The 24,323-nt window shown below is 64.0% G+C and carries 20 protein-coding genes; 7 read left to right on the forward strand and 13 right to left on the reverse strand.

All coding sequences use genetic code 11. The features are described 5' to 3' along the window. Nucleotides 1-2: 2 nt before the first annotated feature. Genes IPM20_11035 through asnB form a run of 3 tightly spaced genes read right to left on the reverse strand, consistent with a single transcriptional unit; the run spans nucleotide 3 to nucleotide 3,948 of the window. Nucleotides 3-1,097 carry a glycosyltransferase gene (locus tag IPM20_11035; GenBank protein MBK9132153.1) on the reverse strand — a complete coding sequence of 365 codons (1,095 nt, stop codon included), beginning with the start codon at nucleotides 1,095-1,097 and terminating at the stop codon, nucleotides 3-5. Further along, nucleotides 1,094-2,146, reverse strand: coding sequence for a glycosyltransferase family 9 protein (locus IPM20_11040; GenBank protein MBK9132154.1), 1,053 nt, complete (start codon nucleotides 2,144-2,146; stop codon nucleotides 1,094-1,096). Before IPM20_11040 ends, IPM20_11035 begins: the two co-directional genes overlap by 4 nt. Further along, the gene (gene asnB / locus IPM20_11045; GenBank protein MBK9132155.1) at nucleotides 2,143-3,948 is read right to left on the reverse strand and encodes an asparagine synthase (glutamine-hydrolyzing); all 1,806 of its coding nucleotides are present in this window, start codon (nucleotides 3,946-3,948) and stop codon (nucleotides 2,143-2,145) included. Before asnB ends, IPM20_11040 begins: the two co-directional genes overlap by 4 nt. 505 nt (nucleotides 3,949-4,453) lie before the next feature. On the opposite strand from asnB, the gene IPM20_11050 reads away from it, so the two are divergent. Then, a complete protein-coding gene (locus IPM20_11050; protein MBK9132156.1) occupies nucleotides 4,454-6,097 on the forward strand; it encodes a phosphoethanolamine transferase in 1,644 nt (547 codons plus the stop codon). Nucleotides 6,098-6,128: 31 nt separating this feature from the next. Here IPM20_11050 and IPM20_11055 read toward each other — a convergent pair whose 3' ends face one another. From IPM20_11055 to IPM20_11070, 4 genes are all read right to left on the reverse strand, one after another. Continuing rightward, nucleotides 6,129-7,250, reverse strand: a complete 1,122-nt coding sequence (locus tag IPM20_11055) for a glycosyltransferase (protein MBK9132157.1) — start codon at nucleotides 7,248-7,250, stop codon at nucleotides 6,129-6,131. Between the two features lie 59 nt (nucleotides 7,251-7,309). Next, nucleotides 7,310-8,707, reverse strand: a complete 1,398-nt coding sequence (locus IPM20_11060) for an O-antigen ligase family protein (protein ID MBK9132158.1) — start codon at nucleotides 8,705-8,707, stop codon at nucleotides 7,310-7,312. A 306-nt stretch (nucleotides 8,708-9,013) separates the two neighbouring features. After that, nucleotides 9,014-9,946 carry a glycosyltransferase family 2 protein gene (locus IPM20_11065; protein ID MBK9132159.1) on the reverse strand — a complete coding sequence of 311 codons (933 nt, stop codon included), beginning with the start codon at nucleotides 9,944-9,946 and terminating at the stop codon, nucleotides 9,014-9,016. A gap of 4 nt (nucleotides 9,947-9,950) precedes the next feature. Beyond that, nucleotides 9,951-10,832, reverse strand: coding sequence for a hypothetical protein (locus IPM20_11070; protein ID MBK9132160.1), 882 nt, complete (start codon nucleotides 10,830-10,832; stop codon nucleotides 9,951-9,953). Between the two features lie 205 nt (nucleotides 10,833-11,037). Here IPM20_11070 and IPM20_11075 point away from each other — a divergent pair, with 205 nt between their 5' ends. The 3 genes from IPM20_11075 to IPM20_11085 all read left to right on the forward strand — a co-directional run bounded on the left by IPM20_11075 (nucleotide 11,038) and on the right by IPM20_11085 (nucleotide 13,640). Beyond that, a complete protein-coding gene (locus tag IPM20_11075; protein MBK9132161.1) occupies nucleotides 11,038-11,763 on the forward strand; it encodes a methyltransferase domain-containing protein in 726 nt (241 codons plus the stop codon). A gap of 87 nt (nucleotides 11,764-11,850) precedes the next feature. After that, on the forward strand, nucleotides 11,851-12,972 hold the full coding sequence (locus IPM20_11080; protein MBK9132162.1) for a glycosyltransferase: 1,122 nt from the start codon (nucleotides 11,851-11,853) through the stop codon (nucleotides 12,970-12,972). 5 nt (nucleotides 12,973-12,977) lie between these two features. Beyond that, nucleotides 12,978-13,640 (forward strand): sulfotransferase family 2 domain-containing protein, encoded by a 663-nt coding sequence (locus IPM20_11085; protein ID MBK9132163.1) that lies wholly within the window; start codon nucleotides 12,978-12,980, stop codon nucleotides 13,638-13,640. Between the two features lie 7 nt (nucleotides 13,641-13,647). Here IPM20_11085 and IPM20_11090 read toward each other — a convergent pair whose 3' ends face one another. The 3 genes from IPM20_11090 to glnE form a co-directional block, all read right to left on the reverse strand. Next, on the reverse strand, nucleotides 13,648-13,863 hold the full coding sequence (locus IPM20_11090; protein ID MBK9132164.1) for a zinc-finger domain-containing protein: 216 nt from the start codon (nucleotides 13,861-13,863) through the stop codon (nucleotides 13,648-13,650). Between the two features lie 10 nt (nucleotides 13,864-13,873). Beyond that, nucleotides 13,874-14,797, reverse strand: coding sequence for a branched-chain amino acid transaminase (locus IPM20_11095; protein ID MBK9132165.1), 924 nt, complete (start codon nucleotides 14,795-14,797; stop codon nucleotides 13,874-13,876). A gap of 103 nt (nucleotides 14,798-14,900) precedes the next feature. After that, on the reverse strand, nucleotides 14,901-17,828 hold the full coding sequence (gene glnE / locus IPM20_11100) for a bifunctional [glutamate--ammonia ligase]-adenylyl-L-tyrosine phosphorylase/[glutamate--ammonia-ligase] adenylyltransferase (protein ID MBK9132166.1): 2,928 nt from the start codon (nucleotides 17,826-17,828) through the stop codon (nucleotides 14,901-14,903). Nucleotides 17,829-17,982: 154 nt separating this feature from the next. Between glnE and IPM20_11105 the strand changes: the two genes are divergently transcribed. Further along, nucleotides 17,983-19,131: a PilT/PilU family type 4a pilus ATPase gene (locus IPM20_11105; protein MBK9132167.1), complete on the forward strand. Its 1,149-nt coding sequence runs from the start codon at nucleotides 17,983-17,985 to the stop codon at nucleotides 19,129-19,131. Between the two features lie 89 nt (nucleotides 19,132-19,220). On the opposite strand, the gene groL is transcribed toward IPM20_11105, so the two are convergent. From groL to IPM20_11120, 3 genes are all read right to left on the reverse strand, one after another. Further along, nucleotides 19,221-20,852 (reverse strand): chaperonin GroEL, encoded by a 1,632-nt coding sequence (gene groL / locus IPM20_11110; GenBank protein MBK9132168.1) that lies wholly within the window; start codon nucleotides 20,850-20,852, stop codon nucleotides 19,221-19,223. Between the two features lie 49 nt (nucleotides 20,853-20,901). Continuing rightward, complete coding sequence (gene groES / locus IPM20_11115) at nucleotides 20,902-21,192, reverse strand: co-chaperone GroES (GenBank protein MBK9132169.1); 291 nt, start codon at nucleotides 21,190-21,192, stop codon at nucleotides 20,902-20,904. A gap of 184 nt (nucleotides 21,193-21,376) precedes the next feature. Continuing rightward, complete coding sequence (locus IPM20_11120; GenBank protein ID MBK9132170.1) at nucleotides 21,377-21,817, reverse strand: FxsA family protein; 441 nt, start codon at nucleotides 21,815-21,817, stop codon at nucleotides 21,377-21,379. A gap of 55 nt (nucleotides 21,818-21,872) precedes the next feature. Between IPM20_11120 and IPM20_11125 the strand changes: the two genes are divergently transcribed. Together IPM20_11125 and IPM20_11130 are read left to right on the forward strand one after the other, a co-directional pair. Next, nucleotides 21,873-22,199, forward strand: coding sequence for a divalent-cation tolerance protein CutA (locus tag IPM20_11125; protein MBK9132171.1), 327 nt, complete (start codon nucleotides 21,873-21,875; stop codon nucleotides 22,197-22,199). Nucleotides 22,200-22,457: 258 nt separating this feature from the next. Next, on the forward strand, nucleotides 22,458-24,320 hold the full coding sequence (locus IPM20_11130; GenBank protein MBK9132172.1) for a protein-disulfide reductase DsbD: 1,863 nt from the start codon (nucleotides 22,458-22,460) through the stop codon (nucleotides 24,318-24,320). Nucleotides 24,321-24,323: the final 3 nt, after the last annotated feature.

Below are 24,323 nucleotides of genomic sequence, written 5' to 3' on the forward strand. Positions count from 1 at the left end.
TCTCAGCTGCTCGTCTCGCCCAGGACCTCCGCGTAGACGCGCAGGTTGCCTTCCACCATCCGGTCGATGGAGAATTCCTCCCGTACCAGCTCTCGGCCACGCCGGCCGAATCCTGCCGCGCGTTGCGGATCCGCCAGCAGGTCTTCCAGCGCGCGTGCGAGCGCATCCGCATCGCCCGGCGGGACGAGAAGCCCATTGACGCCGTCGCGCACCGCCTCTGGAATACCGCCGGCGCGGCTCGCCACGACGGGTACGCCCGCGGCGGCGGCCTGCAGCAGCGACACTCCCAGGCCCTCCATCTCGGCCGGATGCACGACGCCGTACAGGCAGGGCAGGAGGCGCGCGAGGTCGGTGCGAAATCCCGCCAGACGCACGCGCCCGCGCCAGGAGGCTGCCGCGATCGCAGCCTCCAGTTCGGCGTATAGCGGCCCCTGGCCGAAGCAGATGACATGCAGATCGGGGTGGCGGCGCAGCAGATCGGGCAGCGCGGCGAACAGGTGGCGATGGCCCTTGCGCGGGATCAGCTGGGCGATCACGCCGAGCACGCGCGCCTCGGCCGGAAGATCGAACTCGGCCAGAAACCAGCCCCGTTCACAGGCGTGCGCGTAGGGCGCGGCATCGACCGCGCTGGGGACGCAGACCACTCGCTGCGGTTCCACGCCCTCGGCGAGCAGGACGCGGCGAATGCCGTCCGAGATCGTGATGACGCGACCGTAAAGACGGTATTTCATGCGCGCCCACGCCGCCGCTTCGGGGTTGTCCACGCGGCGCGACAGCACGCAGCGTATGCCCGCGAGGCGCGCGGCGATACCCCCCAGCAGATCGGCGCCGCGCCGGCTGTGGAGATGGACCAGGTCGGGGCGTTCCCGCCGCAGGAGCCGGCGCAGCCGGGGTACGAATCCGAGGTCGGCGTCGCCGCGCAGCGCCAGTTCCGTCACGCGCAGGCCATGCGCGCGCGCGGCCTGCGCGATCGCGCTGCCGGGCGGGCAGACCAGCAGATTGTCGCAGCCCCGGTCGCGCAAGCCCTCGAGCAGGTACAGCACCTGCTGCGCGCCGCCGTAGAGGTGCATGCCGGCCTCGACGTGGACGATCTTCATGCGCGCGTCTCCCCGTTCATCAGGAGCGCCAGGGTATCCGCCACCTCATCCACTTCGATCAGGCGCATGCAGGTATAGGCGCCGCCGCAGGTGGGGTGGCGCCGGCACGGCGAGCACTCGAGCCGGTGATACAGCACGCGCGCGTTCGCGCGCGTGGTATCGAGGTAGGGGCGGGTCGAGCCGAACAGGGCAACCGTCGGTACCTTGAAGGCGATGCCCATGTGGGTGAGGCCGGTATCCACGCCGACCAGGCAATGGGCGTATTTGATCAGCGCCGCGCTCTGCGCCAGCGTCGTGTTTCCGACCTGGCTGCGCAGGGCCGGGCTGTTATACTGCAGGCGCGCCGCCGCATCCCGGGCATCCGGGCCACCGAGCAGCACCGGCGTGAGTCCGAAGCGTGTGTGGATCCGTTGCGCCAGTTGCGCCCAGCGGTCTTCGAACCAGTGTTTCTGCGGCCGGGTCGTGAACGGACAGAGAATGGCGTAGGGCCCGGTCTCGGCGGCATAGGTGCGTGCGTATGCCTCATCCTCCGCGCCGAGCGCAATGTCCATCGCGAAGTCACTGCTGTCGAGGCCGAGCTCACGGGCGAGGTGGAGATATTCGGAGCCGATGCGCGCGTCGGCACGGGGGCGTGCAATGACCTGCGTCATCAGCAGGGCGCCGCCCTCACGCGAACCCAGTCCGATGCGCACGGGCGCTCCACTCAGCCGCGCCCAGGCGGCGCTTTTCAGCAGGCCCTGCACATCGAGCACGAGATCGAAGCGCCGGTTCCGCAGTGTCCGGACGAAATCGCGCAGGGAGGTCCACCAGGCATGGTAGCGTCGCGCGTCCCACAGGGCACGCCATTCCGCGCGCGGCCAGACGATGACCTCGTCCAGGTCCGGGTTGTCGCGCAGCAGTCCGGCGGCGGCGGGCTCGACCAGCCAGCTGAGCCGGGCGTCCGGATGACGGCGACGCAAGGCCTTGATCAGCGGCGAGGCCATGACGACGTCGCCGATGGCGCTCAGGCGGATGATCAGGATGCGGCGCGGCGACTGGGACGATGTCATGCGAGATAGGTCAGCGGGTCCTGTAACGGAGGGCGAGCGCCATCTCCCTCGACGAAGATGCGGTGCCAAAGGGCCAATTGTAGCAAGGCGCCGAGGTTACGGGTGACGCCGCGACCGCGCCGCTGTTTCTCCACCAGCAGGCGCACCGCCCCGGGCTGGAACCATTCCCGGATGGCGGGCGAGGCGGACAGGATCTTTTCCAGCCGATCCAGGGTCGCACCCCGCAGCCACGCGTCCATCGGCACGGTAAAGCCGCGCTTGGGTGCGCGCAGATGCTCCGGCGGGAGATAACGCCGCGCCCAGCGGCGCAGGAACGCCTTGCCGTGCCCCGGCGCGATCTTGAGCGTGTCGGGGAGGGCAAGGCCGAATTCGACCACGCGGTGATCGAGCAGGGGCACGCGGCCCTCGACCCCGAAGGCCATCAGCAGGCGGTCGGCCTTGACCAGCAGGTTATCGGGCAGCGCCGTCGTGATATCCACCAGCTGCATGCGCTGCAGGTCGCTCCATGCCGACGGCGCCGACCGCCAGGCGGCGATGAAGTCATCGCGCCAGCCGCGGGCGGCGTCCCGCAGGGCGGTGCCGAACACGGCGCGTTCGAGCCCGCGGAAATTGCCGGTGGTGCGGAAGCCGCCGCTGCCGGGATAGACCAGGTTCTTGAGCCAGCGCTCGAGTCGCGCGCTGCGATAGCGGTGATAACCGCCGAACACCTCGTCACCGCCCTCTCCGCTGAACACCACCTTGAGTTCGGCGCCTGCCGTCTCCGCCAGCATCAGGGTGGGCAGGTTGGCGAAGTCGCGCATCAGGTCGTCCGCGGCCCAGACACTGAGCGCGAGCCGGTCGAGCATGTCCCGGCCGGTGGGGCGCAGCACGGTGTGCCGGCTGCCGCAGTGCGCCGCGAGCTGTTCCGCCAGCTCCAGCTCGGTGCCGCGCGGCGAGTCGGCGAAACCGACCGAGAAGGTGCGGATCGGCTCCCCCTTGAGCCGACTCAGCAGCGCAAGCAGCAGCGAGGAATCGAGCCCGCCCGACAGGAACAGGCCAAAGGGGACGTCGGATCGCATATGCTCGATCATGACGCTGTGCATCAATTCGTCGAACTGCGTCGCCGCGTCCTCGAAACGCGTCGTCACGGGCGCAATGTCCTGCGGTGACCAGTAGCGCCGGCGTGACGGTGTGCCGCCGGCCTCGAGAGTAACGACCTCACCCGGCAGCACGCGCTCGACTCCGGCCCACAGGGCCCGGCGCCCGGTGCTGAACTGACATTGCAGGTACTGGGCGAGCGCGTGCGGGTCGACGACCGGCTTGCCGATGACCGGCAGCAGGGCCTTCAGTTCCGAGGCAAAGGCCCAGCCATCCGGGATGCGGGCGAGGAACAGGGGTTTGATGCCGAGACGGTCGCGCGCGAGGATCAGTCGGTCCCGCGCGCGGTCGTGCAGGGCGAAGGCGAACATCCCGTGCAGTCGGTCGAGGAAGCCGTCGCCGTATTCGGCGTAGGCGTGCAGGATGGTCTCGCAGTCCGAGCCGGTCGCGAAGCGGCGACCGCGACCCTCCAGTTCGGCGCGCAGTTCGACGTAGTTATAAATTTCACCGTTCGCGATCAGGGAAAGTCGGCCGTCATCGGCGTGCAAGGGCTGATCGCCGCCGCCGAGATCGATGATTGACAGCCGGGTATGGGCCAGGCCGGCGCCGGCCTCGATCTCGATCCCGCGGTGATCCGGTCCGCGATGCGCGAGACGGTCCGCCATGGCGGACAGCAGGGCCGGGTCCACCCTCCTGTTTACGAAGACGCCGGCGATTCCGCACATGACGTCAGAGCGGCCGCATGGATTGCCCGCCGCAAGGCGTCTGCGCTGTGGTCCGTCCGCGTGAGAAAGGCAAGTTGATACTCCTGGTTTTCCGGGCTCACCGGCCGTTGCCAGTCACTATGCCGCTGACGGTGCGCTTGCTCCAAGGGCGCAGGGTAGGCCCGCACCAATGGGCGGGGCCAGTACGCCGCCGCGCGTTAAATCGGAGAGAAGAGGGGAGACCTGCGGCGGTAAATGGCTGTTGAATCCTTTGGCAGAGAGCCCACGGACCCTGTCCGGCCACCACAGCCGAGTCGCAGGTTCGGACGGACCGCTTCCCTCCTCCGCGCACCGAGCTCCGGGCGGTGTGGCAGGATAGTAACACAGGCGCCATTTCCCTGCCTGAGCCGGCCGCTGGGCCCCGCGCGATCTCCTGATGGGTAGGAGACCCGGCATGTGCGCGAGGTGCTTGACGGTATACTCGTCCGGCGGGATCATTCGCCGGCAAGTCAGCTTCAGGGGGTGCATGGGTATTTATCTGTTGATCCGTCTGGGGGCATTTCTGCTCATCCCTTTCGCCTACTGGTCGACGGATCTGCTCAACTACAGCCAGGCGGGAAAGTCGGCGCTGCTCGGAGGATTGGCGGTGCTCGCCGTTTCCTCCTGGTCCGCCACCCGCGCGGTTTCCCGGGGCAATGCCGGTATCTGGTGGGTGATCGGCGTGGCGGCGCCGTTCGTATTCATCCTCGCCATGGAAGCCTTTCTGCGCGACTTCTTCGGCGTATCGCACGACGACGCAATCGTCATCGAGGCGCTCTTCAACAGCAACAGCGGTGAGGCGGCGGAGTTCGCCCTCGCCAACAGCCGCGGTCTGTTGAAGCATCTGATATTTTTTATCTCGGCGCTCACGCTGTTCGGATTCGCCACCAGAGTGAGCAGCCGCTATCACCCGCCCGTGATCGGCGGGAGCCTGGGCGCAGGCGGCGGGAGGCGGCGGAGTTATTGGCCGGTGTTGACCTTCGGTGGCCTGTTCTTGCTTGTCCACCTGAACCCGACGATGCGCAAGGCGGATCCGTTTCTATACTTTCCACTCCGCTATGCCAAATGGGAATACGAAATCGAGAAGACCCGCCAATTGCAGGAACTGCTGCGCTCGACACAAAACGATCCCCGTTTGCAGTCGATGCGCTATGCCGGAGAGGGGGGGCGGACGGTGGTCTTTCTGCTGGGGGAGAGCACCACGCGGTTGAACTGGTCCCTGTATGGGTACCCGCGCGAGACGACGCCGCAGCTACAGGCCGTCGCGGACGAACTCCTCGTCTTCCGGGACGTGATCACCGGATTTCCCGGTACCGACGGATCTATCAAGCAGATCTTCACCCCCGCCACGTTGCGGGAGCCGAATCTCTGGGCGAAGCAACCCGATCTCCTGACGATGGCCGGCCGTGCCGGCTACAAGACCTTCTGGCTGTCGAATCACAGCACGGATCGTCATGGCGCCGTATCCATCATTGCTTCTCACGCCGATGTGATTGCGCTCACCAACCAGGGCGGGTCGCGCGGCGAGGGATCTTATGACGAGGTCCTGCTGCCGGAATTTCAGCGGGCTCTCGCCGATCCCGCGCCGCGAAAATTCATCGTTCTGCACATGCTGGGGGCGCATCCCGCGTATCATTTTCGCTATCCGGAGTCATTCGCGGTATTCGATGATGCGGATGACGAGGTCGCCCGACAGTTGAGCGGGCAGGGTCGTGCGCCCTGGGCCGTCATGATGCGGAACGAATACGACAACGCCATGGTGTATATGGATCACCTGTTACGCGAGACGCTCGAAATGGCGCGCGCGCATGCCGCGTACACCCCGACGGCCTGGCTGTTTGCGCCCGACCACGGAGAGGATGTGGCCCATTACACCAATTTCGTCGGGCACAATTCCCGCGTACGGTCGATGTACGAGATCCCCCTGGTCTTCTGGTCTTCCGATGGGCTCGGTGGCGGGTCAAGCAAGCGCGATATTCTGTGCGCACGCCCCTATCAGCTTGATGTACTGGACAACACCTTGCTGGGGCTCCTCGCGGTCCGGGGCGACTACTACGACGCGACCGGTGATCTGTTTTCACCGGAGTTTCGCCCGGCGGCGCGAGTCGCCAACGGTTTGCCCTATCCATAAATGGCCGCCCGTTGATCCGTGCGGATGGCGTTCACTTGGGGACGGCGCCTTCGTCCGGGGACATCCCGCCTGAAAGCACGTGCAGGTAGCGCCGCGCCACGACATCGGATCGGTAGCGCTGCGCCGCTTCCCGCAGGACGGCGGGGGCAAGCGGCTGTTCCAGGCACTGCCTGATGCCGGTGGCCAGGGCGGCCGCATCGTTGGGTGGTATGAGCGGACCCCAGCGGCCGCTTTCCAGGATTTCGGCGGGACCGCTTGGACAATCGGTCGAAACCACGGGGACCCCCAGGGCCATGGCTTCGACCAGCACGTTGCCGAAACCCTCCCAGTTTGACGAGAGCGCCAGCACCGCGGATCTGCGGATAAAGCCGTAGGGATTCTTCTGATGTCCAAGAAAGGCGATGGCATCACTGTAGGGCGAGGTGCGGGCACGCTCGATGAGTCTGGGCTGTTCCGATCCCGTACCCACGAAAGCGAGCCGGCATTCCGTCGTAGTGCGCAACTGATCGAAGGCTTCGACCAGCAAGTCGGCGTTTTTCTGCGCTTCCATCCGTCCGACCCAAATGATGATCGGCATGCTTGGCGCATCAAACCACGGATGGCCGGGTGGGGTTTCCGCACGTGCGACCAGTGCCGGGGTCACGACGGGGTTCGGGATCACCGTGAGCCGGTGTTCCGGGATGTCAACGAGCTGGGAGAATGACCGGGCGACTCCTTGCGAGACCGCCACGATGGCGTCGCAGCGGGGATAATACCGCCGTAGCGCGGCAATGCGGCTGTGGCGTTTGCCGGGGCGCAGTGCCTGCAGCGTCATCCGGTAATCATTGTGAACATTCGCCACGACGGCCAGTGGAACGCGGCTGCAGGTCCGGGCGCGCAGGGCCCAGACCGTATGCCGCGCCACGGGTGTCAGGATGCCGACCGGGCGGCGGCGGCGCAGGTAACGAACGAGCCAGGGCAGTCTGGCGATCGGATGCGAACCGCCGCTTTCAATCACCGCGACCCCCGCGGGGATGTCGGGCGGTTCCGTCGGGCAGCGGTGATCGACGATAATATCGACCTCGATGCCCATGTCTCGCCAGCATGAGGCCAGATTGACGAGGTTGCGGCCGATCCCGCCGTCGAGCGCCGGGGCCGTCAGCGCGATACGCATGGATCACGCCGAATTACTGGACGGTTTGCCGGATCGGCGATCCGCGAATTCAATTTCATTTATCCGTTATCCGTCGTCCGTACGGGGCGTGCTGCCGAGCGCGCCGCCCGCCGGGCGGGGATGGCGATACTGTAGAGCGCCCCGCCGACGACTAGCATCAGATAGGCGCCCGTACGGTAGCTCACATACGATTCGAAAAAGTTGGCGACGGCGAAAAACACCAGCCATGCCACGCCGAACACGGCGAAATCCATGGCGACATGGCCGCTGCGGTAAGCGCGCACGAGACGCCTGCCGAGCACTATCAGCATGGAGCCGAATACCAGGGGGCCGGCGATACCGTAGCTGAGCCAGAGTTCGAGATAACTGTTATGAAAGTGGCCATATTGGCTAAGAGGTGCGGGCAGGTCAGCAGAGTCCAGGACGATCCTGCGCGCGGCACCGCCATAGCCCAGCAACGGTCGCTTCGAGATGGCGTCGAATGCGGTTTTCCACAAGATCAGTCGGATAGTGGAGCTGTTGAATTGGGCATTGTTGATGGCGTCCAGGCGCAGATGTTCGATGGCCTCGAGTTCGACGGTCACGCGCTTGGTCATGCGCTCGAAGGAATTCATCGACAGGCCGGCGGCAATGACCAGGCCAAACGCGACCGTGATCCAGCTCAACCGTTTGATGAGGGCGCGGCCGGACAGGCGGCTGCTCAGCAGGAAGACAATGGAGGCGATGATCGCGAACGCGAACCCCAGCCAGGTCTGCCGGGTCTGGGCGCCGAGCACGACCGTTATCGTGCCTGCGAACAGCAGTATCCACAGCGCCCCCCAGCCCACGCGCACAGCGGGCGGGCGCCGGGCATCGAAGAAGCGGAACATGAAGCTCAGCAATCCGATCAGGACCGAGCCGAACAGGAGGCCGATATGTTCCGCATTATGGACGTTGAAATCCACCCGATGCCCCTTGAACAATTGCTCCCAGGATACAAGGCCACCCTCGGTTTGAATGGTGATGAACAGGGCCGCGATGGCGATGGCAAAAACGATAAAGATGTTGCGTTCTTTGCCCCCAAGCCACCATCCTGCCATCAGAAACCAGAAGAACCTCAGATAATCCCGGCTATAGGAAAAGTGATCATACCCCCCGCCCCACGCACTGGCGGCCCACCAGTTCATTGCCAGCATCAGGCCCAGAAACAGGAACATCACAAGATAGAGCCAGGCATCCGGGTCCTCGCGACGTATCTGCCCGCCGGCGAGCAGCGTGACGACGAGCAGGAGCCATTCGGTCTTGCGCGCCAGGGTCGGCTCAATGAAGTTGGAGAGTGAAAACAGCGCAATCGCGAACAGCGCGATCCAGACCAGGACGGGCGAGTGGGCCCTTGGGTAGGCGCCGGGGAAGCAGCGGTCGAGGCGGGGGGAGGCCGCCTCTGCGTCCCCGGTCGATTTATGCCCCCAGACCCTCATTTCAGGCTTCCCTGCGGCGTGACATCGCTCAATGTTAGCATGAAGGCGCGGGAGGATTTGTCGGGAGTAACAGCTCAGCGCGGTTTACTATGCTGGCCCCGAGGCTGTGGGAAGCTTCGGGGCCGGAGCGGAAATATCGATGATTGCCCATCCTGCCGGCGGGTTCCGATCGCGACGGTGCTTTTGCGGCGGATCATAGCATGATTCAAACCGCCGGTGAGCGCCTCGCGGCGGGGTATCGGCCCGATCCCGCATCCCTTGTACCGCGCATCCGGAACGTATCGCCCGGCCGCGGGCCGATATTCACTATCGCGGCGAGTTTGAGCGATGGCGCGATCTCGCCAGGCTGAGCCGGTCTGCCAGACTGCCGAGGTAGGCCTCGGGGGCGGACAGAAGCAGCAGCAGCTTGTCGGGCACTTCCCTGTACTGTTGGAAGATGCCGATACGGGCATTGAAGGAAGAGCGGGAAAAGCGCTTGTAATAGCTGCGCAGATTACGCCGGGTGTGGTACCGGCCGTGATCCACGATCTCCTCGAGAAAATATTGCCGATAGGCGCGGGGCGCGCTGGCAATGACGCGCCTCCGGTTCGCGCCGATGCCATCGGGGAGATGCCCGGCATCGATGGCGATGATATTGGAAAAACGGGTTTTATACCGCTTTGCAATACGGATATCGATAAGACCGGGCCGGCAATAGCGTTCGCCTGTGAATACCGGATAGGGATATTCCCGCAGCACGTCCACGCGGTATGCACTCCTTTTTTCGCCCCGGGAGCGGCAGATCAGCCGTCGTTCGACATAGGTGGAATCCAGATACGGTTCCGGATAGGCGGAGGATGCGACACCGTTCTCCAGGCAGCGGAACTCGATGCTGGCGAAGGCCTCGTGTTCCTGCGCGGACATCGACTGCCAGAGCCGCGATATCCTTTCGAGGGCGTCTTCCAGCAGGGTGTCATCCGAATCCAGGGTGAGGAACAGCGTGCCCCGGGCCAGGCTGACCGCATGGTTGAAGGCGACATGTTTCCCCTGGTTCTTCTGGTAGATATATCGGAGATCGTGATAGGTCTCGTCTTTCAGGCGGTTGATCAGCGCGCGCGTGTCATCGGTCGAGCCGTCGTCGATGACGATCAGCTCGAAGTCACGAAAGGTCGACCGGTAACAGCTGGCGATGGCGTCGCCAAGGCAGTAGGCGCGATTGTACGTCGGGAGAAATATCGTGAAAAACGGCGCACCGGTCATTGCGTCAATATTCCTTGCCGGGGCGGGATGACGAAAGCAGGAACTCGAGATTCGAACCTTGAGCGGCAGCCCCCTTGTCCTGTCGCCAATTGAGTTTGTGGACGGGTGTGGCGTGGCCGGCGATAAACGTCTTCGCGGCGTCGTTGACCGCTGCGTTCATGCCGAGACGGTTCTGCAGGTACTCGGCAGGCGTATCGTACAGATGCGTCCTGTTCTTCCAGAGGGCCTTCAGCGGCGGGTTCCGGTCCAGCATGCGTTCGAACAGATACATGTTGATGGGGTAGGGAAACAGCCGCAATATTTTCAGCACGAACCGAGAGAACCAGATATCGTTCGACACGATATGTCGCTTTCTGAGGCTCATGAGTTTCCGGATGAGCTGCCTGCCCCAATAGGTGTTTCCCCGGAATCGGTTCGCATGCCAGAAGCCGATCATATCGGCCGTCCATTGCCGCAGGAGCGGGCTTTCCGCGTTGCCGGCCAGAAACCAGGTGGTCATGACGCGATCGCGCCTTTCACTGGCGAATGCGAAGAAGTGATCCTGATAATGGCGGGGCAGCCAGGCATCCAGGGGGTGCGCGCAGTACAGGCTGGCATCGGCCCATACACCGCCATGTACCGTCAGCAGTTTTACCCTGATGATATCGGAGAGCGCCTGCAAGGGAATATCCCGCCGCTTCTCCAGGCCTTCCAGGTCGATGACCTGTCGCAGCGAGGCCTGGTCGAGCACCCGGATATCCCAGCCGGGATTGAGTATGCGCCAGGAAGAAATGCATTGTTTTACCAAGAAAGGCGCGTGGTCCTCGCCCTGTGCCCAGAAGATCCACAGGGTTCTGGCCAACCTCGTATAGTCGGTGCGTTCGCTGGTGTCCGGGGTTGTGATCATTTATGCCGGTCTTTGCGCAGGGACTCGTATCCGTCGGTCATGGCTGAATGTCGGTTGGGCGACATGTGGGGGGCGGTCATTCCATCATTATGATAGGCTGATGCGCTGCGCCGCGCAGAGGAGCCTGCGTGCGCCAACTTGCCGTCCGATCGCCCGGCGGGAGTGCGCAAGTTGATGGCAAACGAATATAAATTGATTCGGTGGAATGATCAACGAAGCGAAATGGAGGCCGAGCAAATACGTCTTCCGGGGCGACAGGCTGGTTGCGTCCCGAGACCCCGACGTCGTTGGCAAGAGTTCCAGACTGATCGCGGATATCACCGCGCGTTTGTACCAGACCCATATTCCGGGATTCGTGCGGGGGCGTCTGCTGGACCTCGGCTGCGGGCAGGTCCCGCTCTTCGGGGTCTATCGAAACTATGCGAGTGAGGTGATTTGTATCGACTGGGAGAATACCCCGCACCGGAGCGAGCACCTGGATCATGTGTGCGACCTCGGCGGGCGCTTGCCGCTATCCGACGGAGAGTTCAACACCATCATACTTTCCGATGTGCTCGAGCATATCCCCCAGCCCGAAAACCTGTGGCGGGAAATGGCGCGAATCTCGGCCGACAAGGCCATCGTGATGATGAATACCCCATTCTTTTACCGCCTGCACGAGGTGCCGCATGACTATTACCGATATACCGAGTTCGCGCTCAGGCGGTTCGCCAGCCTTGCCGGGTTCAGGATACTCCTGCTGCAGCCCGTAGGCGGAATACCGGAGATCTTTGCTGATCTTCTGGCCAAACGATTCAAGTCCCTTGCCATACCGATACAGTACCTGACGGGCCTCTTCCTGAAGACGGCGGCGGGGCGCAGGCTGTCCGAGAAGACGGGCGGACAATACCCGCTGGGATATTTTCTGGTGGCTGAAAAAGGCGATGCCTGACACCGCGCAAACGGGAAGATTCGGCAGGGATGCGGGCCGGTGGCGTATGCGCCGGTGTTTTGTGTCGGCCGGCGCATCGGTATCAAGATGAACGGGGAGCCGCGGCGACTGGCCGTGCTGGTGTCGTTTTCGGGCGATGGCGGCGTCGAACGCATGATGATCAATCTGCTGTGCGGGATGGCCGCTCACGGTACGGAGATCGACCTCCTGCTGATCAAGGCGGCAAGCACCCGCCTTGACCAGTTGCCGTCCACGGTCAGGATCATCAGGCTCGGCAGCCGCCATACCTTTGCGAATCTTCCCGCCCTGGTACGTTACCTGCGCGCGGCGCGCCCCTCGGCGCTGCTCGCCGCCAAGCACCGTGCATTGCTGCTCGCCTTGTGGGCGCGCCGCCTGAGCGGAATTCCCGTCCGGGTGGTCGGCAGGATCGGCACCACGGTGTCCGCCGCGCTCGAAGGCAAGAGCCGGTTCCGTTATGCCCTCTGGGCATGGTCAGTACGCCGGTTCTACCCCCGGGCCGATGTCGTCGTGGCGGTGTCGGAGGGCGTGGCGGACGACATTCGTGCAATGGGCGCGACAGCGGCGCGGCTGCAGGTGATCCGCAATCCGGTGGTGACGCCCGGACTCGAGGCACTGGCGCGGGAGACGCCGCCGCACCCGTGGCTGACAGAACCCGCCGGGCCGCCGGTGATCCTCGGCATGGGACGCTTCACCGAGCAGAAGGATTTCGCCACGCTGATCCGCGCGTTTGCCCGCGTGCGCGCCAGTCGCGCATGTCGCCTGATACTGCTGGGGCGCGGACGACTGCAGTCAGTGTATGAGATGTTGGCAACACAACTCGGCGTTGCTGAAGACATAGCCTTTCCCGGTTTCGCCGAGAATCCGTACAGTTTCCTGGCGTGCGCGCGCCTGTTCGTGTTGTCCTCGGCCTGGGAGGGCTCGCCCAATGCCCTGACCGAGGCGCTCGCGCTGGGTGTACCGGTGGTTTCCACCGACTGTCCAAGCGGGCCGCGCGAACTGCTCGACGCAGGCCGCTACGGCGCCCTGGTACCCGTCGGCGATGACGTGGCGCTGGCGCGCGCGATGGCCGCGACCCTGGACGATCCCTTGCCCGCGGCCGAGTTGCGCCCGGCGGCGGCGGAATATACCGTGGAAAGCAGCGCGCGTGCCTATCTGGCGGCGCTGGGCATGATCGATCGAGGAGCCTGATCCGGATGTTGCTGTCGCACCGTTACCGCTTTCTTTTCGTACACATCGCCAAGACCGGGGGGACGAGCGTTCGCGCGGCGTTGCAGCGCCGCATGTGGGCCGATCCCTGGCGCATCCCGATGTTCCTCTGCAGCCGCTTGAGTCACCTCAGCGGCCACCGTCTGGCCTGCAAATTGCCGCGTCACGCCAAGGCCATCGCGGCACGCGAGATGTTGCCGCACGAGTTCTATCAATCCCTGTTCAAGTTCTGTTTCGTGCGTAATCCCTGGGATCTGCAGGTGAGTTCCTTTCATCACATCCGGCGCGAGCGGCCGCATCTGCTGGAAGGCATCGATGACTTCGCGAGCTTCATCCGTTACAAGCTCGATCCCGAGCGTCCCTATCAGTATCACATGGATATTTCCGTCGAGCGCCAGAGCGATTATGTGACCGACCAGCACGGCAATACGATCATCGATTTCATCGGGCGGTTCGAGCGGCTGGAGGAAGATTATGCCTATATCCTGCGGCGCATCGGTTTCGAGGTGGCATCGCTGCCGCAACGCCGCACGGCGACCGACCGGCGCGACTACCGGGGTTATTACACGGACGACCTCGCGGAGCGGGTGGGCGCACATTACCGCGAGGATATCGAGCGGTTCGGTTACCGCTTCGATGACGCTGGATAGGACTGTTTCAGCGGTCGTCGACGAGGGTGTAGCGGGCGCCGCAGTACGGACATACGGCTTCGCCCGTTTCCTCGATCGGGAGGAACACCCGCGGGTGTGAATTCCACAGGCTGGTACCCGGCAGCGGGCAGTGCAGCGGCAGTTCGGCGCGGCTGACGCGGTAATAGCCGCGCGCGTCTGTCAGAGGCTCGGTTTTGTCACCGCTTTGGCCGGCAGTCGGCATGGGCGTCTCCTTATACGTAGGTCAGCCACTCGCCGTATTCGGCGCGGCGGCCGTGCACGTGGTCGAAATAGAGGCTCTGCAGCTTTTCGGTGACCGGTCCGCGCGTGCCGCGGCCGATCGCACGGCCGTCGAGTTCACGGATCGGTGTTACCTCGGCGGCGGTACCGGTGAAGAAGGCCTCGTCCGCGACGTAGACTTCATCGCGCGTGATGCGCTTTTCACGCACGCCGATGCCGAGGTCCTGCGCCAGCTGGATGATGGTGGCGCGCGTGATGCCGTCGAGCGCCGAGGTCAGCTCCGGGGTGTAGAGCACGCCGTCGCGTACCAGGAAGAAATTCTCCCCGCTGCCTTCCGTGACGTAACCCTCGTTGTCGAGCAGCAGCGCCTCGTGGCAACCACAGGCCAGCGCCTCGTTCAGGGCGAGGATCGAATTGAGGTAGTTCGCGTTCGCCTTGGCCTTGCACATGGTGATGTTGACATGGTGGCGCGTGTATGAGGAGGTGCGCACCTTGATACCTTTCTGCATGTTCTCCTCGCCCATGTACGAACCCCAGGCCCAGGCGGCGACCATGACGTGGGTCCGGAGGTTGTCGGCGCGCAGGCCCATGCCTTCCGCGCCGTAGAAGCACATCGGGCGGATGTAGCCGGATTCGAGTTTGCATTCGCGCACGGCGGAGACGATGGCCTGGTTGATCGTGGCCTTGTCGTAGGGCATTGGCATGTTGAGGATGTGCGCCGAGCGGAACAGGCGGTCGGTATGCGCCTGCAGGCGGAAGATGGCCGTGCCGCGGGCCGCCTTGTAGGCGCGGACGCCCTCGAACACGCCGAGTCCGTAATGCAGGGTATGGGTGAGGACATGCACCTTGGCCTCGCGCCAGGGCACCAGTTTGCCGTCCAGCCAGATGACCCCGTCGCGGTCATCCATCGTCGCCATGTTCATGCGAAAGCTCCTGCATTCATTCTCAAGTGATTCGAGGGGAAACCCGCGTCCAGTGCCGGGCGGGGAGGGTCGATTGTAACGAATATCCCGCCGTTTTTCACCGTCTTTCCCCGTCCGCAGGGGCGTCCGAGGGTGGCAGGAGCCGGTTCCAGATGCGCGCGATCTCCGCCCGCTGGACCTCGAATTCCGCGCCATCCACCACGGTATCGTCGACCTCCTGCAGGGCCAGCCGGTGCACCACGGCGCGGTAGTTACGGTAGGCCTCGGTCAGCAGGCGGGTGTCCTCACTGGGGAGCAGGCCGAGGCGGGCCAGGGTTTCGAGCAGGCGGATGTTGTCGGTCCAGCGCAGCAGTTCCGGGTGTTCACCCGCCCAGCGCAGTACCGCGTACTGGACGATGAACTCGATATCGGCGATGCCGCCGCGATCCTGTTTGAGATCGAAACGGTCTTTTCCACCGCGGGCGAGTTCACGGCGCATGCGTTCGCGCATGTCGCCGACCTCGTCGCGCAAGCGGTCGGGATCGCGCGAGCGGGTCAGGGCTGCTGCCCGGATGCGGTTGAATTCCACCGTCACGGCGGGATCGCCGGCGACCACGCGGGCGCGCACCAGCGCCTGGTGCTCCCAGGTCCAGGCCGCGTTGCTCTGGTAGTCCTCGAAGGCGGACAGGGAGCTGACCAGCAGGCCGGAGCTGCCGCTGGGACGCAGGCGAAGGTCGACCTCGTAGAGGATGCCGGCCGGGGTATGGGTATTGAGCAGGTGGATGATGCGTTGCGCGAGGCGGGCGTAGCCCTGAGCCAGCGCGGGATCATCGTCCGCCGCATGCAGGAACACCAGGTCGAGATCGGAGCCGTAGCCGAGTTCGATCCCGCCGAGCTTGCCGTAGGCGATGATCGCGAAACCGCGATCGAGTGGGCGTCCGGCGCCGGATCCGCGCCGCGCCAGGTGACCCGCGGCCTGGTTCAGCACCTCCGCGAGAACGACCTCGGCGATCTCGGTCAGATGATCACTGACCACCATCAGGGGCATCGCCGCCATGACATCCGCGGCGGCGACGCGCAGCACATTCGATTGTTTGAAGTGGCGCAGGGTTTCCATCTGCTGTTCGAGATCGTCTGGCGCGATCGCGTCCAGGGCGATCCGAAGTTCACGCTCGAGCGCGCCGCGATCCAGCGGGGCATAGAGTGTGCGCGGATCGATCAGCTCGTCGAGCAGCAGGGGCTGATGGGCCAGCATGTCCGAGATCCAGGGACTGGCCGCGCACAGGCGGACCAGCTGGGTGAGTACTACGGAATTTTCCCCGAGCAGGGCCAGATAGGCGGTGCGGCGCGCGATCTGTTCGATCAGATCGAGCAGCCGGATCAGGGTGACATCCGGCCGTGGCGTCGCGGCGGCGGCATCGAGTAACGGCGCCATGACGCGATCCATGCGTGCGCGGCCGCGCTCGCTGAGCGCGCGATAGGTGTGGCCGTCGCGCAGCAGGCCAAGGCGGCGGCGAATCTCCCCGCCGTCCTGGAAGCCGGCCTGTGTCAGCAGCGCGATCCCCCGCGCCTCGTCGAGTGCGCCGGACCACAGGGCGGCGTAATCCGGCGTCTTCTGTGCTTTCTGCGCCGACGTATCCGCATCCTGTCGCGGCATGTTGAATACCTGATTGAAATGTCGCTGCACGCGTGCGCGATGCTGAGCGAGCGTGCGGGAAAACCCTTCCCAGTCCGGGTAATCCATCGAGCGGGCGAGGCGCAGGCGACCCGCCGCATCATCCGGCAGCTGGTGTGTCTGCCGGTCGGCCTCCATCTGCAGGCGGTTTTCCACCCGGCGCAGGAAATGATAGGCGCGCTCCAGTTCGGTCGCGGCCTCTTCCGGCAGGTGTCCGGCGCGGGCGAGCCGATGCAGAATGAGCAGGATCTGCTGTTCCTGCAGGGCGGGCTCGCGGCCGCCGCGGATCAACTGAAAGGTCTGGCCGATGAACTCGATTTCACGGATGCCGCCCGGCCCCAGCTTGATGTTGTCCTCCAGGTCGCGCTTCGCCACTTCCTGGTTGATCAGCGCTTTCATCTCGCGCAGGGACTCGAACACATTGAAATCCAGGTAGCGGCGATAGATGAAGGGGCGCAGGATCCGGAGCAGCTGACGGCCCTGCACCCGGTCTCCCGCGACGGGGCGCGCCTTGATCATGGCGTAGCGTTCCCATTCCCGGCCCTGGGACTGGTAGTACTCCTCCATTTGCTCGAAGCTCATGACCAGCGGGCCGCTGCTGCCGAACGGGCGCAGGCGCATGTCGGTGCGGAAGACGAAGCCTTCCTCGGTCGGCGTACTGAGACAGCGGATCAGCTGCTTGCCCAGTTCGGTGAAAAATTCCTCGTTATGCATCCGCGCGCGCCGGCCGCGGGTGGAACCCTCTTCCGGGTAGGCGAAGATGAGATCGATGTCGGAGGAGAAATTGAGCTCATACGCGCCGAGTTTACCCATCCCGAGCACGACCAGGCTTTGCGGGGCGCCGGTGCTCGCCCCGTGTGGCGCGCCGCGGGCGTGTGCGAGGTGCGCGTGCAGCCAGCCGGCGGCGCCATCGATCAGGGCCTCCGCCAGCCAGGACAGTTCCCGTAACGTTTCCTCCAGGCGGGCCCAGCCCGCGAGATCGCGCCAGGCGATGCGGGTCATTTCCCGGCGCCGCAGCTGCCGCAAGCCGCGATCCAGATCTTCCTCGCTGCGCAGCTTCGACAGCGTCCGCGCGGTCAGTTGCGCATAGCGATCGGGCGCGTAGCTCAGCAGCAGGTCGCCACTTTCCAGCAACTCCCGCAGCAGCCGCGGGTCTTCGATGCAATTGTGGGCCACGAAGCTGCTGTAGGACCACACCCGGCGCAGTACCCTCAGTGTTTCCGGATGCCGTGGCAACGGCAGGCCGGTTTCCCGCGCGGCAGCGGTGTACTGTTCCCAGAACAGTTCTACCCGCTGTTGCAGGGCGGCGGGTGGCGGGGTGTCGGTGGTGATGCGCTGATTAGAGGGGGCTGCGGGGTGGGACGAGTTCATTTGCACAGCATAAAAGACCGCCAGCGCCCCGGCAACCGGCGCCTGCCGACCGAAAAATGAGAACCCGATCGCTCAAGCCGGATTGCGATCCAGTCGATAGTAACAGCGGAGGAGTCGCCAAGTTTCTCATACCCGGTCCGGCGAAGAGGCGTTCATGGAATTCACCGATTATCTGAAGTTAATGGTCGCAAAGGAGGGATCTGACCTGTTTCTGACGGTTGGGGCCCCGCCTTCCATGCGTATCCACGGCCAGATCAAGCCGATCGACAAGTCGCCCATACCCCCGGGTGCCACCAAATTGATCGCATATAAATTAATGAATGCGGAGCAACAGGCGGTTTTTGAAAAGACCCCCGAGATGAATCTCGCGATCGCCGACCCGAATATCGGGCGTTTCCGCGTCAATATCTTCAAGCAGCGCAATCATATCGGGCTGGTCATCCGCAACATCAAGGTCAAGATCCCGAGCATGGAAGAATTGGGACTGCCCCCGATCCTGAGCAAGCTGGTGATGCAGAAGCGCGGCCTGATCCTGTTTGTCGGCGCCACCGGGTCGGGTAAGTCGACCTCGCTGGCCGCCATGATCGATTACCGCAACAGCACCAGCGCGGGGCATATCGTCACGATCGAGGATCCGATCGAATACGTGCACAACCACAAGCGCTCCATCATCACCCAGCGCGAGGTGGGCGACGACACCGCCACCTATGAGGATGCCCTGAAGAACACCCTGCGTCAGGCGCCGGATGTCATTCTCATCGGCGAGGTGCGCGACCGCGATACCATGGAGTATGCGATCTCCTTCGCCGAAACCGGCCATCTCGCCATCTCCACCCTGCATGCGAACAACGCGAACCAGGCCTTCGATCGCATCATCAACTTTTTCCCGGAGGATCGCCGCAACCAATTGCTGATGGACCTGTCGCTGAACGTGCGCGGCATCGTGTCACAGCGCCTGATACCGGCCCTGGACGGCAAGCGCGCCGCGGCCTTCGAGATCCTGCTGGGTACGCCGCTGGTCAGCGACCTGATCCTCAAGGGGGAGATTCACAAGATCAAGGAGATCATGGAGAAGTCGGAGAATCTCGGGATGCAGACCTTTGATGGCGCCTTGTACAAGCTGTACAAGGCCGGACGCATCTCCTATGAGGAGGCCCTGCGGAACGCCGATTCCCAGAACAATCTTCGCCTGCGCATCGACCTGGAGGAGAAGGATGTGGAGAAGAGCGCCGAAGTCAACGGGCTGCGCCTGGAGGACAACGAGGACGACGACAAGGGATACCGGGCGATCTCGCTTTCATAACGCGGCCATACCGGATAAAAAAAGCCCCGCCAGGCATCGCCCGGCGGGGCTTTTCACTTTCCAGCCAACCGGCTCGCGCCAGAGGCTGCTTACATCATGCCGCCCATGCCACCCATGTCCGGGGCGCTGACCGGCTTGTCGTCCTGCGGGATCTCGGCGACCATCGCCTCGGTCGTGATCATCAGGCCGGCGATCGAGGCCGCGTTCTGCAGGGCGGTACGCGAGACCTTGGTCGGATCCAGGATGCCGAACTCGATCATGTCGCCGAATTCGCCGTTGGCCGCGTTGTAACCGAAGCTGCCCTTGCCCTCGGCGACCTTGTTCAGGATGACCGACGGCTCATCGCCGGCGTTGGCGACGATCTGGCGCAGCGGTTCCTCCATCGAGCGGCGCGCGATGTTGATGCCGACGTCCTGATCGTGATTGTCGCCCTTGAGGTTCTTGATCGCCTGCAGGGCGCGCAACAGCGCAACGCCGCCGCCGGGCACGATGCCTTCCTCGACCGCCGCGCGGGTGGCATGCAGGGCATCTTCCACGCGCGCCTTCTTTTCCTTCATCTCGATCTCGGTGGCGGCGCCGACCTTGATCACGGCGACGCCGCCGGCGAGCTTGGCGACACGCTCCTGCAGCTTCTCCTTGTCATAGTCGGAGGTCGTTTCCTCGATCTGGGCACGGATCTGCTTCACGCGCGCCTGGATGTCGGCGGCCTTGCCGGCGCCGTCGATGATGGTGGTGTTGTCCTTGGAGATCTGCACCTTCTTCGCGCTGCCCAGGCTGTTGACCGTGGCCTTTTCGAGCGACAGGCCGACTTCTTCGGCGATGACCTGGCCGCCAGTCAGGATCGCGATGTCCTCGAGCATGGCCTTGCGGCGGTCACCAAAGCCGGGCGCCTTGACGGCCGCGACCTTGACGATGCCGCGGATGTGGTTGACCACCAGGGTCGCGAGCGCCTCGCCCTCGACGTCCTCGGCGATGATCAGCAACGGCTTGCCGGACTTGGCGACACCTTCCAGGATCGGGATCAGCTCGCGGATGTTGGAGATCTTCTTGTCGTGCAGCAGGATGTAGGGACTGTCCAGTTCACAGGACATGTTCTGCTGGTTGTTGATGAAATAGGGGGACAGATAGCCGCGGTCGAACTGCATGCCTTCCACGACCTCAAGCTCGTTGGCCAGGCCGGAGCCTTCCTCGACCGTGATCACGCCTTCCTTGCCGACCTTGGACATCGCCTCGGCGATGATGCCGCCGATGTCCTCGTCCGAGTTCGCCGAGATCGTGCCGACCTGGGCGATCGCCTTGTCATCGGTGCAGGGCTTGGAGATTTTCTGCAGTTCCTTGACCGCCGCGACGACGGCCTTGTCGATACCGCGCTTAAGGTCCATCGGGTTCATGCCGGAGGTGACGGCCTTCATGCCCTCGCGGAGCATGGCCTGGGCCAGCACCGTCGCGGTGGTGGTGCCGTCGCCGGCGATATCGGAGGTCTGCGAGGCGACTTCCTTGACCATCTGGGCGCCCATGTTCTCGAACTTGTCCTTCAGCTCGATCTCTTTCGCGACCGAGACGCCATCCTTGGTGATGGTCGGGGCGCCGAAGCTCTTTTCCAGAACGACGTTGCGGCCCTTGGGACCGAGGGTCACCTTGACCGCGTCGGCCAGGATGTTGACGCCGTTCAGCATGCGATGGTGGGCGTCGGTGCTGAATCTGACTTCTTTTGCTGCCATGATTTGAGTCCTCTTGAATGCTTGACTGAATAGGGGTGTGGGGCGGCGCTTAGCCTTCGATGACGGCCATGATGTCGTCTTCGCGCATCACGACCAGCTCTTCTCCGTCGACCTTGATCTCCGTGCCGGCGTATTTGCCGAACAGGACCTTGTCGCCGACCTTGACGTCCATGGGGCGGATGTCGCCGTTTTCCAGGAGCTTGCCCTTGCCGACGGCGATCACTTCGCCGCGGATCGGCTTTTCCGCCGCCGAATCGGGGATGACGATGCCGCCCGGGCTGGTGCGCTGCTCCTCCAGCCGACGAATCACGGCGCGGTCGTGTAACGGTTTGATTTTCATGTGGATGCCTCCATATTTATTTGTAAAACAATTGGTTGTTGTGGCTTAACGCGATGGAATCGCGACATTCCTGGCACTCATTCCCTGTGAGTGCCAGTAATAATAGGGGCGACTGCGCGGGAGTCAAGGGGTCGCCTCGACGGCAGGGCATGGGGAGGGCATTCCGGGGCCGGGACCCGGGGTGTCAATCCTTGATCCGTTCCTTCCAGTATTCTCCCTCGATCACGCGGGGGCCGTGCTCGCTGCGGGAACTTGCCGGGCGGTCATCAGGCCGGGGCGCGCGTCCCAGGATGCCGCTGACGAGCGCCCGGCGTAAGGCAGGGATCAGGCAGAGGATGGCGACGAGATCGGAGATGAAGCCGGGGATCAGCAGAAGCACCCCGCTGATCAGCACGAAGACACCGTCGAGCAGTTCCCGGGCGGGCAATTCGCCCCGGGCGAGGGTGGCACGGACCCGCTGCAGCGCCAGCCAACCCTGCCAGCGCAGCAGCAGGGTTCCCAGCACGGCCGAAAAAACCACGAGCGCGATGGTAGGGATCGCGCCCAGTATACCGCCAGCCTGGATCAGGACGTACAGCTCGAGCAGCGGAAACGCGATGATCAGGAGCAGGATCAGATAAGGCATGCCTCGCCACTATAACACCTTTGACCGCCGTTACCGATGGTGTATCGTGATGCGCATGGCGGCGGACCATTATCTTGTTCTCACCACCTGTCCGCATGAAACGGCGGCGCGCGAACTCGCCGGAGCGCTGCTCAATGAGCGGCTCGCGGCCTGCATCAACATCATCCCGGGTCTCCGGTCCGTCTATCGCTGGAAGGGTGAAATCGAGGAAGGGAGCGAAGTATTGCTCCTGATCAAGGCGGCGCGCGCGGTGTATCCACGGCTGGAGGAACGGATCCGCGCCTCCCATCCCTATGAGCTTCCCGAGATCATCGCGCTGGATATTGCCGCCGGATCGGCGGCGTATCTCGCCTGGCTCGCCGAGAACTGCCGCAAAGGCTGAGGGAGACGATGTGCGCCGGTTGGCAGAATCAGGGTGACATCATCAAGTTTTCATAGGCTTTTCCGACATTTTATGCGGGCCTCCGCGTTGTTCATCTGGTGTCCGGGGCGCGTGCCGGACATGTGCTAGTATGTGTGGCGTTTCGTGCGCCGCGTTTTGATACCACGCTGTGTTCCCGCAACCTGCGGGTGCCTGATCGTCGGTTGAGGTCCATTCGCTCCGGTCATTCTCCGGTCTCTAACGAGTCTCGTGCATACCATGATCAAGATTCCCGGGTTCAGTCTCCTTGTCTCGCTGCTGCTGAGTGCCTCCGCCGGTTTCGCTGCTGATGGCGGCGCCTCGTCCTCACCGCTCGCCTCCATCGGTGAGCGGCTTGGTCTGGGCAGGTCCGAGCCTGTCTTTCTCGAGCCGGACCGTGCCTTTGTTTTTTCCGCGGACGTTTCCGCTCCCGGTACGATCTCCGCGCGCTGGGAAATCGCGGACGGCTACTACCTCTACCGCGACAAATTCACGTTTCGATTGGTGGATCCTCCAGCCGGCGTGACGCTGGGGGAGCCCCGGTTTCCTCCGGGCGAGTTCAAGGAGGATGAATATTTTGGCCGCATGGAGGTGTATCACGGACCAGTGCAGGCCGAGGTGCCGGTGGAGCGGCGGGAGGCGGCGCCGATCCCGGTGATGCTGGAGGTGGGGTACCAGGGCTGCGCGGACCAGGGATTCTGTTATCCGCCAATGAAGCGGACACTGAGCCTGGAGTTACCGGCAGCGGATGCCGCAGCGGTTGCGCCCGCGAACCCGCTTGTGGCGGGCGGACTCGTGGAGGCCCCGCTGGAGGACCGGATCGCGCGTTCCCTGGCGGAGGGTAATCTGTGGCTGAACCTGGCCGGGTTCTTCGGTTTCGGCCTGCTCCTCGCGTTTACCCCCTGTGTCCTTCCGATGGTCCCGATCCTGTCCAGCCTGATCATCGGACAACGCACCCAGGTAACGACGCGCCGGGCCTTTCTGCTGTCCCTGAGTTATGTGCTCGCGATGGCTCTGACCTATACCCTGGCCGGAATCGCGGCCGGCCTGTTTGGCAGCAATCTGCAGGCGGCGTTTCAGAATCCCTGGATCCTCGGCAGCATAAGTCTCATATTCGTGCTGCTCGCCCTCGCCATGTTCGATGTCTACCAGTTGCAGTTGCCGCCTTCCTGGCAGGCGCGCCTGAACGAATTCAGCAATCGACAGTCCGCGGGAACCTATATCGGAGCCGCGGTGATGGGCCTTCTCTCGGCGCTGATCGTGGGGCCCTGTGTGGCGGCACCGCTGGCGGGGATCCTCCTGTATATCGGGATCAGCGGCGACGCCCTGCTGGGCGGGGCATCGTTGTTCGCGCTCAGCCTGGGCATGGGCCTGCCGCTGCTGGTGATCGGTACGTCCGCCGGCCGGCTTCTGCCGAAGGCGGGGGGGTGGATGACGACGGTCAAGTCGGTGTTCGGCGTGCTGATGCTCGCGGTCGCGGTCTGGTTTCTCGACCGGATCGTCCCGCCCCAGATCAGCATGATTTTGTGGGCGGTCCTGCTGGTTGGCACAGCCGTCTATCTGGGCGCCTTCGACCGTATGGAAGCCGGGGTCCCGGGCTGGCGGCGGTTATCGAAAGGCGCGGGTCTGATCGTGTTCATCTATGGTGTCCTGCTGATCATCGGCGCCGCCAGCGGCGGCAAGGATCCGCTGCGGCCCTTGCAGGGAACCTCGATCGCCGGCGGCAAGGTGCCGGCGGCGGAGGCGCTGGAGTTTGCTCCGGTCAAGGGCGTGGAAGGCCTGCGGCAGGCCATCGCGCGCGCGGCCGGCCGGCCGGTCATGCTGGACTTCTACGCCGACTGGTGCGTCGACTGCAAGATCATGGAGCGTCGCACCTTCACCGATCCCGGTGTGCGTGCCGCGCTGGCCGGTGCGGTGCTGCTGCGCGCGGACGTGACGGCGAATGACGAGATCGATCAGGAATTGCTCAGGCAGCTTGGACTTTTCGGACCGCCTGCGATATTGTTTTTCGGCGCGGACGGGAAGGAACTGAGATCGTTCCGCGTGATCGGCTACACCGGTCCCGAGGCATTTACACGCCATATACAACAGGCACTGATGTAACTC

This window comes from Gammaproteobacteria bacterium (genome assembly GCA_016716465.1).
Taxonomy (GTDB): domain Bacteria; phylum Pseudomonadota; class Gammaproteobacteria; order SZUA-140; family SZUA-140; genus JADJWH01.

Bases quoted from the DNA above. Each gene is read 5' to 3' on its own strand.
- IPM20_11060 (MBK9132158.1), bottom strand. From the start codon at position 8,707: ATGAGGGTCTGGGGGCATAAATCGACCGGGGACGCAGAGGCGGCCTCC.
- groES (MBK9132169.1), bottom strand. From the start codon at position 21,192: ATGAAAATCAAACCGTTACACGACCGCGCCGTGATTCGTCGGCTGGAG.
- IPM20_11075 (MBK9132161.1), top strand. From the start codon at position 11,038: ATGATCAACGAAGCGAAATGGAGGCCGAGCAAATACGTCTTCCGGGGC.
- IPM20_11050 (MBK9132156.1), top strand. From the start codon at position 4,454: ATGGGTATTTATCTGTTGATCCGTCTGGGGGCATTTCTGCTCATCCCT.
- glnE (MBK9132166.1), bottom strand. From the start codon at position 17,828: ATGAACTCGTCCCACCCCGCAGCCCCCTCTAATCAGCGCATCACCACC.
- groL (MBK9132168.1), bottom strand. From the start codon at position 20,852: ATGGCAGCAAAAGAAGTCAGATTCAGCACCGACGCCCACCATCGCATG.
- IPM20_11055 (MBK9132157.1), bottom strand. From the start codon at position 7,250: ATGCGTATCGCGCTGACGGCCCCGGCGCTCGACGGCGGGATCGGCCGC.
- IPM20_11090 (MBK9132164.1), bottom strand. From the start codon at position 13,863: ATGCCGACTGCCGGCCAAAGCGGTGACAAAACCGAGCCTCTGACAGAC.
- IPM20_11130 (MBK9132172.1), top strand. From the start codon at position 22,458: ATGATCAAGATTCCCGGGTTCAGTCTCCTTGTCTCGCTGCTGCTGAGT.
- IPM20_11125 (MBK9132171.1), top strand. From the start codon at position 21,873: ATGGCGGCGGACCATTATCTTGTTCTCACCACCTGTCCGCATGAAACG.
- IPM20_11035 (MBK9132153.1), bottom strand. From the start codon at position 1,097: ATGAAGATCGTCCACGTCGAGGCCGGCATGCACCTCTACGGCGGCGCG.
- IPM20_11040 (MBK9132154.1), bottom strand. From the start codon at position 2,146: ATGACATCGTCCCAGTCGCCGCGCCGCATCCTGATCATCCGCCTGAGC.
- IPM20_11105 (MBK9132167.1), top strand. From the start codon at position 17,983: ATGGAATTCACCGATTATCTGAAGTTAATGGTCGCAAAGGAGGGATCT.
- IPM20_11065 (MBK9132159.1), bottom strand. From the start codon at position 9,946: ATGACCGGTGCGCCGTTTTTCACGATATTTCTCCCGACGTACAATCGC.
- IPM20_11080 (MBK9132162.1), top strand. From the start codon at position 11,851: ATGAACGGGGAGCCGCGGCGACTGGCCGTGCTGGTGTCGTTTTCGGGC.
- asnB (MBK9132155.1), bottom strand. From the start codon at position 3,948: ATGTGCGGAATCGCCGGCGTCTTCGTAAACAGGAGGGTGGACCCGGCC.
- IPM20_11120 (MBK9132170.1), bottom strand. From the start codon at position 21,817: ATGCCTTATCTGATCCTGCTCCTGATCATCGCGTTTCCGCTGCTCGAG.
- IPM20_11095 (MBK9132165.1), bottom strand. From the start codon at position 14,797: ATGGCGACGATGGATGACCGCGACGGGGTCATCTGGCTGGACGGCAAA.
- IPM20_11085 (MBK9132163.1), top strand. From the start codon at position 12,978: ATGTTGCTGTCGCACCGTTACCGCTTTCTTTTCGTACACATCGCCAAG.
- IPM20_11070 (MBK9132160.1), bottom strand. From the start codon at position 10,832: ATGATCACAACCCCGGACACCAGCGAACGCACCGACTATACGAGGTTG.